Here is a 13,380-nt window from a genome sequence, read left to right as displayed (position 1 = left end):
ACCATGGCGGCAGCCCCGGATCGTGAAAAAGCGCTGGAAGCAGCGCTGGCCCAGATTGACAAGCAGTTCGGCAAGGGCTCGGTCATGCGGCTGGGTGATGAAGTACGCGCCCCCATTGAGGTCATTCCCACGGGATCCATTGCCCTGGACGTTGCCCTCGGAATCGGCGGCCTGCCGCGCGGCAGAGTTGTGGAGATCTACGGACCGGAGTCCTCAGGTAAGACCACCGTCGCGCTCCACGCTGTCGCCAACGCGCAGCGGCTGGGAGGCATTGCGGCGTTTATCGACGCCGAGCACGCCCTGGATCCCGAGTACGCCGCCAAGCTGGGGGTGGACACGGACGCGCTCCTGGTCTCGCAGCCGGACACCGGTGAACAGGCGCTGGAAATCATGGATATGCTCATCGGCTCCGGTTCCCTTGACGTTATTGTTATCGACTCCGTGGCCGCCTTGGTTCCGCGTGCGGAAATCGAAGGCGACATGGGTGACAGCCACGTGGGCCTTCAGGCCCGCCTCATGAGCCAGGCGCTGCGTAAGATCACCGGCCGCCTGAGCCAGACCAAAACCACGGCTATTTTCATCAACCAGCTCCGCGAGAAGATCGGCGTGTTCTTCGGTTCCCCCGAGACCACCACCGGTGGTAAGGCCCTCAAGTTCTACGCGTCCATCCGCATTGACGTCCGCCGGATCCAGACCCTCAAGGAAGGTGCGGACTCGGTCGGTAACCGCACCAAGGCAAAGATCGTCAAGAACAAGATGGCCCCGCCCTTCAAGATCGCAGAGTTTGACATCATCTACGGCCAGGGCATCTCCCGCGAGGGCGGCATCATCGACATGGGCGTGGAACACGGCATCATCAAGAAGTCCGGTTCGTGGTTCACCTACGACGGCGACCAGCTGGGCCAGGGCATGGAGAACTCGCGCAGGTTCCTGCGCGACAACCCAGAGCTCGCGGCGGAACTGGAACGGCTGATCAAGGAAAAGCTCGGAGTGGGCGTCAAGCCGGCCGAAGCTGATTCCAAAGACACACCGAAGCTGAAGGCTGTTGACGGCTTCTAGGGATACCGCGGACGTCACGGACGGGCAGGCCTTCGGCCCGGGTCCTGACTCTGGCTCTGGTCGGCGTCGGCGGGGCCGGGGCGGACGCCGCGGTTTCGGACCGGAGGGACCCGACCCGGAATCTTCGGTCGCATCAGACCCGGAACCGGATCCCGCCTCCGTTGCCCGCGCCATAGTGCTGCGGCAGCTGACCAGTTCGGCCAAGAGCCGGCTGCAGCTGTCGCGCAAGCTGGCGGAGCGAAACATCCCCGAGGACGTTGCCGAGGCCGTGCTGGACAGATTCCAGGAAGTGCGGCTCATCGACGACGCCGAGTTCGCCGACATGTGGGTGCGCAGCCGGTCGCAGTCCCGGAAGCTTGCCAAGGGTGCCCTTCGCCGCGAGCTCGCTGAAAAAGGCATTGAAGCGGAGACGGCCGCCACCGCGTTGGAGCAGCTGTCCGACGAAGAGGAGGAGGCGGCAGCACGCCTGCTCGTGGAGCGGAAACTCCGCCCGGGCATTGACCTGTCCGATCGGGCCGCGCGGGACAAGGCCTCCCGCCGGCTGGCCTCAATGCTCGCGCGCAAGGGGTACCAGCCGTCGCAGGCTTTCCGGATTGTGGGCGAGGTGATCGCCTCGCACGCGGACCACACAGGCGCGGACCATGCACACGGGGACCACACAGAGACGGGCAGCCCGGAGGATGTTCTGTTTGACGAGTAGGCATTTTCGGTGTGCGCTGCCGGTCGAAGCGGTGTTTCCGCTGACCCGGTACCCTTAACAGGTGAGTTTGACCATTCCTTCCCCAGCATCCGGCACGGCCCCCTCCGTCGACACAGCTGTGCAGCCACGCACGTACCAGGTGCGCACCTTCGGCTGCCAGATGAACGTGCATGATTCGGAGCGGATGGCGGGCATGCTGGAAGCTGCCGGCTATGTCTCGGCTGAGGGTGAGCACGCGGACGTGGTCGTGTTCAACACCTGTGCAGTGCGGGAGAACGCCGACAACAAGCTGTACGGCAACCTGGGCATGCTGGCCCCGGTCAAAGCCGCGAACCCGGGTATGCAGATCGCCGTGGGCGGCTGCCTGGCCCAGAAAGACCGCGAGACCATTCTCAAGAAGGCGCCGTGGGTGGACGCCGTCTTTGGCACCCATAACGTGGGAGCCCTCCCGGCGCTGCTGGACAGGGCCCGCCACAACAACGAAGCACAGCTGGAAATCCTCGAATTCCTCGATGTTTTCCCGTCCACACTGCCCACCAAGCGCGATTCGGTCTACTCCGGCTGGGTGTCCATCTCGGTCGGCTGCAACAACACGTGCACGTTCTGCATCGTGCCAGCGCTCCGCGGCAAGGAAAAGGACCGCCGTCCCGGTGAGATCCTCGCCGAAATCCAGGCCCTCGTGGACGACGGCGCCATCGAAGTGACGCTGCTGGGGCAGAACGTGAACTCCTACGGTGTGGAGTTCGGCGACCGGCAGGCTTTCTCCAAACTGCTGCGCGCATGTGGAGCAATTGAAGGCCTGGAGCGGGTCCGCTTCACAAGCCCCCATCCCGCGGCCTTCACGGACGATGTCATCGATGCCATGGCCGAGACTCCCAACGTGATGCCCCAGCTGCACATGCCGCTGCAGTCGGGCTCGGACAAGGTCCTCAAGGACATGAAACGGTCCTACAGGTCCACGAAGTTCCTGGGAATCCTGGACAAGGTCCGGGCGAAGATCCCGCACGCCGCGATTTCGACCGACATCATCGTGGGCTTTCCCGGCGAGTCCGAGGAGGACTTCCAGGCCACCCTGGACATTGTGGAAAAATCCCGGTTCGCCACGGCCTTCACCTTCCAGTATTCCAAGCGCCCGGGCACGCCCGCCGCCGACCTCCCGGACCAGCTGCCCAAGGCAGTCGTCCAGGAACGTTTCGAACGGCTGACGGCCCTTCAGGACAGGATCGCGGCCGAGGAAAACGCCAAGCAGCTGGGACGCCGGGTCGAGGTCATGGTCACGGCCCAGTCGGGGCGCAAGTCCGGAGAGACCCACCGCCTGTCCGGACGCTCCCGGGACCAGCGGCTGGTGCATTTCTCCGTTCCCGATGGCGCCCCGGCGCCCCGTCCCGGGGACCTCGTGACAGTCACCATCACGGAAGCCGCTGCCTTCCACCTGGTGGCGGACCCGGGACCGCAGGACTACAGCCTGAGGCGCTCCCGTGCCGGGGACGCCTGGGACAGGTCCCAGGCCGACTCCTGCGGAGCGCCAACGCCAGGTTCAGGCGGCGGCGCAGGCCGCACCGGAGTGTCGCTGGGCATGCCAGCACTCCCGGTCCGCAACCGCTGACCGGTGGCCATCCCTCCGGTCATTGCCGTCGTCGGCCCCACCGGGTCCGGGAAGTCCGATCTTGCCGTCAGCCTTGCCCTTGAGCTGGACGGGGAAGTCATCAACGCTGACGCCATGCAGCTCTACCGGGGCATGGACATCGGGACCGCCAAGATCACCCTCGCGGAACGCAGGGGAGTGCTCCACCACCTCCTCGATACCCTGGACGTGACGGAGGAAGCGAGCGTCTCGGACTTCCAGCAGCAGGCCCGGGAGCTCATCGCCGACATCCATTCCCGGGGCCGGCGCGCCATCCTGGCGGGCGGGTCAGGGCTCTACGTCCGGGCCGCGCTGGACGTCCTCGAATTCCCTGGCACGGATCCTCAGCTCCGGCGGCAGCTGGAGACCGAGCTTGAGACGGCAGGCATGGACGCTCTCCATGCCCGGCTCCGTGAAGTGGACCCGGTCTCGGCCGGGCGCCTGTCAGATGCGCGGCGGATCATCAGGGCGCTGGAGGTGCACCAGCTGACGGGCCGCCCCTTCAGCTCATACATGCCCCGGCGCGCGTATTTCCAGCCAGCGGTCCAGATCGGGCTGGCCGTGGACCGGGACGTGCTCCGTGAGCGCCTCGCAACGCGCGTGCACTCCATGGTGGACAACGGGCTGCTGGAAGAGGTCAGGCGCCTGGATGCGGCCGGTCTCCGGCAGGGCAAAACAGCTCCCCGGGCCCTGGGCTATGCCCAGTTCCTGAAGGTGCTCGACGGCGGGGTGACAGTTGACGAGGCGGCAGAGGAAACCATCGTGGCTACCCGGCAGTTCGCCCGGCGCCAGCTCACCTGGTTCCGCGCCGACCCCCGGATCACCTGGCTGGACTGGCAGGATCCGCGGCTCGTGCCGCTGGCCGCCGCACTGTGCCGGTAACCTTGAATCATGGACGCAACCCTTTCAGAGACCAGGCAGCCCGCATTCCGGACCTTGGGTGGTCTCCGCTTCTCGAAGGGCCACGGCACCGGCAACGACTTTGTCCTGATCGCCGATCCTGAGGGTGTCCACGCCGTCGATGCCGGCCAGGCTGCAGCCTTGTGCGACAGGCACCGCGGCATTGGCGGTGACGGCCTGATCCGGGCCGTCCCTTCGCGGTTCCTTCCCGAAGGCAGGGAACTGCTGGCCGATGCCCCGGAGGCGGAGTGGTTCATGGACTACCGCAACGCCGACGGTTCGCTGTCCGAGATGTGCGGCAACGGGGTCCGGGTCTTTGTGCACTTCCTCCGTCTGGAGGGCCTGATTGACCTGCCCGACGGCGGCGCGCTCACCATTGGCACCCGCGGCGGCGTCAAGACGGTTGTCCGGACCGGTGACAACTACGCGGTGGACATGGGTCCCTGGAAGTTCATCTTCCCCGGTGACGCGACCGCCAAGGCCATGGATTCGCTGGTCAGTGCGGACGGCTTGGAAGTACCGCGTCCTGCCCTCTCCGTCAGCATGGGCAATCCCCACACAGTGGTTGCTTTGGCGGAACTGTCCCAGCTTGAGGGCATGCGGCTCTTTACCGCTCCGCACGTGGATCCGGTCCCACCCCACGGGACCAACGTGGAGTTTGTGGTCCCGGCCGAACCCCTGGTGCATGACGGCATTGGCATGGTGACCATGCGGGTCCACGAACGGGGAGTCGGCGAAACCCAGTCGTGCGGCACGGGCGCCTGCGCCGCTGCCGTCGCCATCAGGCATTGGGCAGGGGCGGAGGCCCCTGACGCGTGGCAGATCAACGTGCCGGGCGGTGTCGTGGGCGTGAAGTTCTTTGCGGGCGCAGGCGGCGATGAACATGTCGAGCTGAGCGGCCCGGCAGTGATTGTGGCTAGCGGGACGCTTTCCTGACCCTCAGGATCCGGAAGGACTTGGACGTGGCTTCGCGGCTGACCGTGAAGGATGCACCGAGCTCCGTGGAAAGCCAGCGCTGCAACGAATCGGACCCCAGGTTTTTCTGCACCACAAGCCAGGCCGAGCCCCCTGGTGCCAGGCGCGGAAGCCACATCTTCAGCAGCGAATGGAGTTCAGCCTTGCCGATCCGGATGGGGGGATTGGACCAGATGGTGTCAAAGCGGACATCAGGATCCACTTCATCAGGCATGCTGGCCGTGACGTTGTCCAGGCCCAGCAGGGCGGCGTTTTCGTTCGTCAGCGTGATGCAGCGTTCGTTGACATCCACGGCGTACACACGGGCATGTGGCGCCCGGAGTGCCATGGTCAGCGCTATCGGACCCCAGCCGCAGCCGATGTCCAACAGGTTGCCGGCGGGCGAAGGGGCCGGGACTTCGGCGAGGAGTACAGCCGTTCCCTTATCAATGCCGTCCGGGCTGAAGATCCCCGCAGAGGTCTGCAGCTTGCGCGTTTCCCCGGCCAGTTCCACGGTGAGCGGCTTGCGGGTGAACGGCCCGGCGGGCGATGCGCTGAAATAGTGTGCGGACTCCATAACTGGCCAGATTAGTTGCCCGCAGGGGCCGATGGGAAACCGCGTGCTGGTGGTCTGCTATTCTGAAAGGCATGTTCTTGGTCTTCGAGTAGCCGGCGCGGGTTTCAAATCCCGTCCCGCAGCCCCGTCCCGCAGCGATGCAGGTGTCAACCTTCCGCAAATGCGCAACCAGCCAGGCCTTCGACGCCTGTCTGACCGCCGGGCAAACTCGAAAGATCAGCCTCCTGCTGGTCCTTTCCTGACTTTGCCGGCGCCTTTTCCACCACTCCACGCATCGACCGGGCGTGGACCCCGTTCTGCACGCCGCGGCTCCGCCAGGCAGGAGCAGAGGACCAGGAGGCCAGGATGACCGCAAGCCGTCAGCCCAGCGCGAATACTTCACCACTCACAACCAATCGGCACTATTCTGGAAATGCCGAATCTTCAAAGGAGACCATGACCAGCCAGCCCAACACCGGTTCCGATCCAGCAGCCCAGGATATGAGTCCTGAGGAAATCCAAGCTGTCATCGACCGGATTCTGTCCAAGGACGTACCGGCAAGGAACGCCGGCAGCGTAGACGGCAACGGCAAGGGAGTGTTCGGCAAAGCCCAGGCGATCTCGCGCCTGGACGAGGAACACACCAGTTACGACGGCGACCAACAGGATCTCGAAGAGCGCCGGGCGCTCCGGCGCGTGGCCGGACTGTCCACCGAACTCGAAGATGTCACCGAGGTCGAATACCGGCAGCTGCGCCTTGAGCGCGTGGTGCTCGCCGGGCTCTGGATCGAAGGCACCCTGGCCGACGCTGAAAATTCCCTGCGCGAGCTTGCCGCGCTGGCCGAGACTGCCGGCTCAGAGGTCCTGGACGGCCTGGTGCAGCGTCGTGCCAAGCCGGATCCGGGCACGTTCCTGGGTTCAGGCAAAGCCCTTGAGCTCAAGGACGTCGTGATGGCCACGGGCGCCGACACTGTAGTAGTGGACGCCGAACTGGCACCGTCCCAGCGCCGCGGCCTTGAGGACATCGTGAAGGTCAAGGTGATTGACCGCACGGCATTGATCCTGGACATATTCGCCCAGCACGCCAAGAGCCGCGAGGGCAAAGCCCAGGTGGAACTGGCGCAGCTCGAATACCTGCTGCCGCGCCTGCGTGGCTGGGGCGAGTCGATGTCCCGCCAGGCAGGTGGCCAGGTGGGCGGCGCCGGCGCCGGCATGGGCTCGCGTGGTCCGGGTGAAACGAAGATAGAACTGGACCGCCGACGGATCCGGACCCGGATGGCCAAGCTGCGGCGCGAAATAGCCGCCATGAAGCCGGCACGGGAAACAAAGCGCGCCAACCGGCGTCGTAATGCAGTGCCGTCGGTTGCCATTGCCGGATATACGAACGCGGGTAAGTCGTCGCTTCTGAACCGGCTGACCGATGCCGGGGTGCTCGTGGAGAACGCCCTGTTCGCCACGCTGGACCCTACTGTCCGCAAAGCCGAGACGGCCGACGGACTGGGCTACACCCTCGCTGACACTGTCGGCTTTGTCCGCTCGCTGCCTACCCAGCTGGTGGAGGCATTCCGCTCCACGCTGGAGGAAGTTGCGGACGCGGACCTGATCCTGCATGTGGTGGACGCCTCGCACCCCGATCCGGAAGGCCAGATCGCTGCAGTCCGCAAGGTCTTCAGCGAAGTGGACGCCCGCAAGGTTCCTGAGATCATCGTGCTCAACAAGGCGGACGCCGCGGACCCGTTTGTCGTGGAGCGCCTCAAACAGCGCGAACCGCGACACGTGGTGGTCTCAGCCCGGACCGGCCAGGGGATCGCCGAACTGCTCAAAGCAATCAGCGAATCGATTCCTCGGCCAAGCGTCAAGCTGGAGTTGCTCATTCCGTACAACAGGGGTGACCTGATCAGCAAGCTCCATGAAACCGACGCCGAAATCCTCAGCCTGGATCACGGCGAGGACGGAACACGGGCGGTGGTGATGGTCCGTGAGGGCCTCGCGGCCGAACTGGAATCATTCGTCAGTAATGACTGAGCTGGCGGCCGGGGAGATTTCGGATACGGCCGGCGAGCAGTTCGTGATTGAACTGCTCGACCGTGCCGTGGCCGGCATGGGGGGCCAAAGCCGAAGCGGCCAGCACGAAATGGCGCGGCAGGTGGCCAGGGCAATCGAAACGGGCAACCACCTACTGGTGCAGGCCGGAACCGGTACCGGAAAGTCGCTGGCGTACCTGATTCCGCTCATTGCCCACTCACTTGTCAGCGATAAGCCCACCCTGGTTTCCACCGCTACCCTCGCATTGCAGACCCAGATTGTCGGCCGGGACCTTCCCCGCCTCCTGAAGACCATCACGCCGGCCCTGGACCGTCCCGTCAAGGTGGCCCTGGTCAAAGGCCGTTCCAACTATGTCTGCCGGCATAAGCTGGAAGGCGGCTTCCCCTCGGAGGAGCCTGCGGAGGGCCAGCTGTTCTCCCTGGGCGAGGACACCAGCGTGCCGCATTTCGCCGCTGCCCAGGGCGGGCCCTCGTCCCAGTTTGGCAAGGAAGTGGTGCGCCTGCGCGAGTGGGCGGAAAAGACGGCCACAGGCGATCGGGACGAGCTCCTGCCGGGTGTCACCGACCGCGCCTGGCGGCAGGTTTCCGTCACCTCCATGGAGTGCCTGGGGGCCCAGAAATGCCCGCTCGCGGCGGAATGCTTCAGCGAGCTGGCGCGCCAGGACGCAGCCGACGCCGACGTCGTGGTCACCAATCACGCCATGCTCGCCGTCAGCGCCTTCGAAGGACTGGCAGTCCTTCCGGAGTACGACGTCGTGGTGGTGGATGAAGCCCACGAACTCCAGGACCGGGTCACCGGCGCCGTATCCGGGCAACTCTCCGTGGCCATGGTCCACGCTGCCGCTGCCGGCGCCCGGAAGCACACCGCCATCACCGTCGACGCCCTGAACGCGGCGGCGGCCAACCTTGAGCTCGCCCTCGCGGGGGTGCCTAACGGGCTGCTTCCCAACGGCCTCAACGATGAACAGCTGGACTGTATCGACCAGCTGCGCGAGGCCTGCCGCGCCGCCCTGTCGGACTCCAAGGGGGACAGCAGTGCAACAGCCGACGGCGGGCGGCAGCTCGCGCGTTCGCGGCTCCTGCTGATTCTGGAACTCTGCGAACGACTTGTCGCGGCCCGGGAAAACCGGGAGGTTGTGTGGTTCTCCCGTGCCAGCACGTTTGATCCCCAGCAGGGCTACTCGCAGCCTGACGAGACCTCTCCCGCGCTCATCAACATTGCCCCGCTCAGTGTGGCAGGCAAGCTGCGCGAAGGCCTGTTTGCCGGCCATACGGTGGTTCTGACCTCCGCCACCCTGGCCATCGGGTCCGCCTTTGAACCGGCAGCCGGCGGACTGGGGCTGGTAGGGGACGGCGCCCCCAGCTGGACCGGGGTGGACGTGGGGTCTCCCTTCGACTACCCGAAGCAGGGGATCCTGTACGTTGCCGGGCACCTGCCGAAACCCGGCCGTGGCGCCTCGCCCGAGGCCCTGGGTGAACTTGAAGCACTGATAAGGGCCTCCGGCGGCGGTGCCCTATGCCTCTTCTCCTCACGGCGAGCGGCCGAAGAGGCCGCTGAAGCGTTACGCCCCCGACTGGGCATCAGTATCCTCTGCCAGGGCGATTCCACCATGACAGCGCTGGTCAAACAGTTCGCGGACGAGCCGGATACGTGCCTTTTCGGGACCATGTCCCTGTGGCAGGGCGTTGATGTCCCCGGCGGATCGTGCCGGCTGGTGGTGATTGACCGCATTCCTTTCCCGCGTCCGGACGATCCCCTCATGACAGCACGGTCCCGCGCAGTGGCGCAGGCCGGCGGCAACGGATTTATGTCCGTGTCTGCCACGCATGCTGCGATCCGGCTTGCCCAGGGGGCGGGCAGGCTGATCCGCTCCACCGGAGACAAGGGAGTGGTTGCCGTTCTGGATTCACGGCTTGCCACCGAACGCTACGCAGGCTTTCTCCGGGCGGCGTTGCCGCCGTTCTGGCCCACTACTGACCGTAAGATCGCCTTCGCGGCGCTGGAAAGGCTGGCCAGGGAGAGTTCCTGAGCCGAAAGGCGGCGCGGGCAGGTCCTAAAGCGACCGCAGTACCGATACAACCTTGCCCATGATGGTGGCGTGGTCGCCAAGAATTGGCTCGTACTGGGTGTTCTGCGGAAGCAGCCAGGTGTGGCCGTCCCGCTGGCGGAAAGTCTTCACGGTGGCTTCGTCATCCAGCAGGGCGGCAACGATGTCACCGTTCACGGCGTCAGCCTGCCGTCGGACCACTACCCAGTCGCCGTCGCAGATCGCCGCGTCCACCATCGAGTCACCGGCCACGCGCAGCATGAACAGTTCGCCCTGGCCCACCAGTTGGCGGGGCAGCGGCATGACGTCCTCCACCAGCTGGTCGGCGAAGATGGGACCACCGGCCGCGATCCTGCCCACAAGGGGGACCATTGCCGTGTCCATGGCAGTGGGCAGCTCCGCAATTGCCCCTCCGTCGAGGCCGTGCAGGATCGCAGGCTTGGCCGCGCCTGCCCCCTTGGCGGATCCGCCATCGAGCGTGAGCGGCATCAGGACCTCCATGGCGCGCGGACGCTTGGGATCCCGGCGCAGGTATCCGAGTTTTTCAAGCTGCGACAGCTGGTGCGTCACGCTGGAAAGGCTGGCGAGGCCTACGGTGTCGCCGATCTCCCGCATGGATGGGGGGTAACCATTGTCATTGACGGAGCGCTGGATGGTCTCCAGGATCTTCTTCTGGCGTGCGGTGAGCCCTTTGGGTGTCCTCTGGGGCTGCCGGCCCCGCTGGGTCGCCCTGCCGTCGGCGGCTGGTGCTGCCATGTTCGCCATTGCCTTTCCGTCGGCCGGCCTTTCCGGCGGCGATGCCGGGAACGTCCGGCCTGAATTGTCAGACCCTGCTGATCAACTACGAAGGTGGTTGATCCTTTGTTCCAAACGTAGGGCAGCCGCAGAGCTTTTTCAAACATTTGTTCTAGCGAGTCTCGACAATGTTCGTTGATAAGTGCTAAAACTGAGAAAGCAAAGTTCGAATATGTGTTCTAGTAAATTCTCTGCTCGCCCTGACCGCTTCGAATATCCGGTGCATCAGGGCGGTAACCAGGGCAGACGCGAACACACCGGGCAGCACAGTATGGTCCAGGAGGGCTAATTTCATGTCAGCTATATCTGCTTCGCAGGATTCCCGTCCGACGTTCGTCTCCGTTCAGCACCTCACCTCGGTGCCGGATCAGGAATCCCGGACCCGCAAGGAATCCATGCCGCCGTTGCGGCTCACCAGGCGGGGAAAGGTTGTCCTCATAGGCATCCCGCTCGTGCTTGTGGCCGCTCTGTTGCTCTTCCTGGCAGGATTCCTCACCGCTCCCGCCAAGGCGGCCGACAACACCTCTGACCTCGCACTCACCCCGACGGTCTCGGTCACCGTCCAGTCCGGCCAGTCGCTCTGGGCGATTGCCGGCACTGTGGCGCCGGAACGCGACACCCGCGACGTGGTCGCCGACATTGTGCAGCTCAACAACCTCAACTCAGGTGTCGTCGTGCCGGGCCAGCAGCTGTTTGTTCCCGCAAGCTAGCAAACCAGCAAGTTCGCAGACCGGAGCCATGGCGGGCGGGCGGTCACTCCATCAGTGCCGGCCCAACTGCCAGTCCCGGGCGTGCCGCGTGCTGTCACATTTTCCGGGTATCTGCCCGGGCACTAAACTGTTCAGGTGAATGACCAGCTAGAACGTCTGAACCGACTACCCCTCCGGACCAACCTCCGCGGCCTGACCCCGTACGGTGCTCCGCAGTTGGATGTGCCCATTCTGCTTAACGTCAACGAAAACACGCACGGCGTTCCGGCTGACGTTCGGGCGGCAATCAGCGCCGCCGTGACAGAGGCTGCTGCAGGCCTGAACCGGTACCCGGATCGTGAGTTTACTGCCCTCCGGGAGGCCCTGGCCGAATACCTGGGCCATGGCCTTGACGCCACCAACATCTGGGCGGCCAACGGCTCGAATGAAGTGCTCCAGCAGATTCTCCAGGCTTTCGGAGGGCCGGGACGCAAGGCCTTGGGTTTCCCGCCAACGTATTCCATGTACCCCCTGCTTGCGAGCGGAACCGACACGGAATACATCGTCGGCCAGCGCGCCGAAGGCTACGGACTGAGCGCCGAGTCGGCAGCGCTGCAGGTCAAGGAGCTGCAGCCGAACGTCGTTTTCCTCTGCTCGCCCAACAACCCCACTGGCACCGGCCTCACCCTTGACGTGGTGGAGGCTGTTTATGCTGCTGGTGAGGCATCCCAAACCATCGTGATCGTTGATGAGGCGTACCACGAGTTCGCGCATGACGGCACGCCAAGTGCACTGACGCTGCTGCCCGGAAGGGAACGACTCATTGTCACCCGGACCATGAGCAAGGCCTTTGCCTTGGCCGGCGCACGGCTTGGCTACATGGCAGCAGCCCCCGAAGTGACGGACGCCCTCCGGCTGGTGCGCCTGCCATACCATCTCTCTGCCATCACACAGGCGACCGCCCTGGCAGCCCTCCAGCACCGCGAGGCGCTGATGGCCGACGTTGAGGACATCAAGAAGCAGCGCGACAGGATCGTGACGGAGCTGACCAGGATGGGCCTCAAACCGGCAGCATCCGACTCGAACTATGTCTTCTTCGGAGGTCTTGACCGCCCCCATGACGTCTGGCAGGAACTGCTGGAGGCCGGGGTGCTCATCCGGGATGTCGGCATTCCGGGCCACCTGCGGGTCACCGCGGGAACTGAGACGGAAACCACAGCCTTCCTGACCTCCCTGGAAGGCATCCTTGCCGCCCAGGACAAGCTCCCAGCCTAAACTTGAACGAGCGGCGCCGTGAGCGCCGCCCGACTCCTTCTCCTAAGGACATATGACCATGACTTCCACCGGATCGAACGCCGCCGATGCCAGGAGCGCACGCCTGGAGCGTGCCACCAGCGAATCGTCGGTGCTCGTGGAGATCAACCTCGACGGCACCGGGGTTTCGGACATCGACACGTCGGTGCCGTTCTACGACCACATGCTGACCGCTCTGTGCAAGCACTCGCTCATCGACATGACGGTCAAGGCTACCGGTGATACGCACATCGACGTCCACCACACCGTTGAGGACGTGGCCATCACCTTCGGCGAGGTCCTTCGCACGGCGCTGGGCAACAAGGCCGGGATCCGCCGGTTCGGCGAAGCCACGGTGCCCCTGGATGAAGCGCTGGCCCACGCCGTCGTGGACGTTTCAGGGCGTCCGTACCTGGTGCACGGGGGCGAGCCGGCCGGGCAGGAGTACCACCTCATCGGCGGCCACTTTACGGGTTCGCTGACACGGCACGTGTTTGAGGCCATCACCCTCCACGCCGGCATTTGCCTGCACATGAACGTCATCGCGGGCCGGGATCCACACCACATCGTGGAAGCGCAGTTCAAGGCCTTCGCGCGTGCCCTGCGCGCAGCCGTCGAGCCTGATCCCCGTGTCGAAGGTATTCCCTCCACCAAAGGTGCGCTGTGACCGGGCCTGCTGTAACTAGGCCGACTGTAACCGGCCCTATCGTGCAGAAC

At 65.0% G+C, this 13,380-nt stretch carries 12 protein-coding genes; 10 read left to right on the top strand and 2 right to left on the bottom strand.

The window, feature by feature from the left end; translation table 11 throughout:
- Positions 1-3: 3 nt before the first annotated feature.
- The 5 genes from recA to dapF all read left to right on the top strand — a co-directional run bounded on the left by recA (position 4) and on the right by dapF (position 5,219).
- Complete coding sequence (gene recA, locus QFZ40_RS12735) at positions 4-1,059, top strand: recombinase RecA (RefSeq protein ID WP_306904813.1); 1,056 nt, start codon at positions 4-6, stop codon at positions 1,057-1,059.
- Between the two features lie 172 nt (positions 1,060-1,231).
- Complete coding sequence (locus QFZ40_RS12730; RefSeq protein ID WP_306906912.1) at positions 1,232-1,759, top strand: regulatory protein RecX; 528 nt, start codon at positions 1,232-1,234, stop codon at positions 1,757-1,759.
- A gap of 61 nt (positions 1,760-1,820) precedes the next feature.
- Positions 1,821-3,365 carry a tRNA (N6-isopentenyl adenosine(37)-C2)-methylthiotransferase MiaB gene (gene miaB, locus QFZ40_RS12725; protein WP_306904812.1) on the top strand — a complete coding sequence of 515 codons (1,545 nt, stop codon included), beginning with the start codon at positions 1,821-1,823 and terminating at the stop codon, positions 3,363-3,365.
- 3 nt (positions 3,366-3,368) lie between these two features.
- Positions 3,369-4,265: a tRNA (adenosine(37)-N6)-dimethylallyltransferase MiaA gene (gene miaA, locus QFZ40_RS12720; protein ID WP_306904810.1), complete on the top strand. Its 897-nt coding sequence runs from the start codon at positions 3,369-3,371 to the stop codon at positions 4,263-4,265.
- A gap of 9 nt (positions 4,266-4,274) precedes the next feature.
- Positions 4,275-5,219, top strand: coding sequence for a diaminopimelate epimerase (dapF, locus tag QFZ40_RS12715; RefSeq protein WP_306904809.1), 945 nt, complete (start codon positions 4,275-4,277; stop codon positions 5,217-5,219).
- Here dapF and QFZ40_RS12710 read toward each other — a convergent pair.
- Complete coding sequence (locus tag QFZ40_RS12710) at positions 5,200-5,814, bottom strand: class I SAM-dependent methyltransferase (RefSeq protein WP_306904807.1); 615 nt, start codon at positions 5,812-5,814, stop codon at positions 5,200-5,202. The genes dapF and QFZ40_RS12710 overlap by 20 nt on opposite strands.
- A gap of 435 nt (positions 5,815-6,249) precedes the next feature.
- On the opposite strand from QFZ40_RS12710, the gene hflX reads away from it, so the two are divergent.
- Positions 6,250-7,818, top strand: a complete 1,569-nt coding sequence (gene hflX / locus QFZ40_RS12705) for a GTPase HflX (protein ID WP_306904806.1) — start codon at positions 6,250-6,252, stop codon at positions 7,816-7,818.
- Complete coding sequence (locus tag QFZ40_RS12700) at positions 7,811-9,868, top strand: ATP-dependent DNA helicase (protein WP_306904805.1); 2,058 nt, start codon at positions 7,811-7,813, stop codon at positions 9,866-9,868. The genes hflX and QFZ40_RS12700 overlap by 8 nt, the downstream gene beginning before the upstream one ends.
- Before the next feature lie 24 nt (positions 9,869-9,892).
- Here QFZ40_RS12700 and lexA read toward each other — a convergent pair whose 3' ends face one another.
- Entirely contained in the window at positions 9,893-10,642 is a 750-nt protein-coding gene (gene lexA, locus QFZ40_RS12695; RefSeq protein WP_306904804.1) for a transcriptional repressor LexA, read from the bottom strand.
- Positions 10,643-11,076: 434 nt separating this feature from the next.
- Here lexA and QFZ40_RS12690 point away from each other — a divergent pair, with 434 nt between their 5' ends.
- The 3 genes from QFZ40_RS12690 (at position 11,077) to hisB (ending at position 13,330) form a co-directional block, all read left to right on the top strand.
- Positions 11,077-11,391 (top strand): LysM peptidoglycan-binding domain-containing protein, encoded by a 315-nt coding sequence (locus QFZ40_RS12690; RefSeq protein WP_306906911.1) that lies wholly within the window; start codon positions 11,077-11,079, stop codon positions 11,389-11,391.
- A 135-nt stretch (positions 11,392-11,526) separates the two neighbouring features.
- Positions 11,527-12,645 carry a histidinol-phosphate transaminase gene (locus tag QFZ40_RS12685; RefSeq protein ID WP_306904802.1) on the top strand — a complete coding sequence of 373 codons (1,119 nt, stop codon included), beginning with the start codon at positions 11,527-11,529 and terminating at the stop codon, positions 12,643-12,645.
- A 58-nt stretch (positions 12,646-12,703) separates the two neighbouring features.
- Positions 12,704-13,330, top strand: coding sequence for an imidazoleglycerol-phosphate dehydratase HisB (gene hisB / locus QFZ40_RS12680; RefSeq protein WP_214958415.1), 627 nt, complete (start codon positions 12,704-12,706; stop codon positions 13,328-13,330).
- The last annotated feature ends 50 nt before the right edge of the window (positions 13,331-13,380 follow it).

It is taken from the genome of Arthrobacter pascens, assembly GCF_030816475.1.
In the GTDB taxonomy this organism is placed as follows: domain Bacteria; phylum Actinomycetota; class Actinomycetes; order Actinomycetales; family Micrococcaceae; genus Arthrobacter; species Arthrobacter pascens_B.
This window is presented reverse-complemented; position numbering and strand designations above follow the sequence as displayed.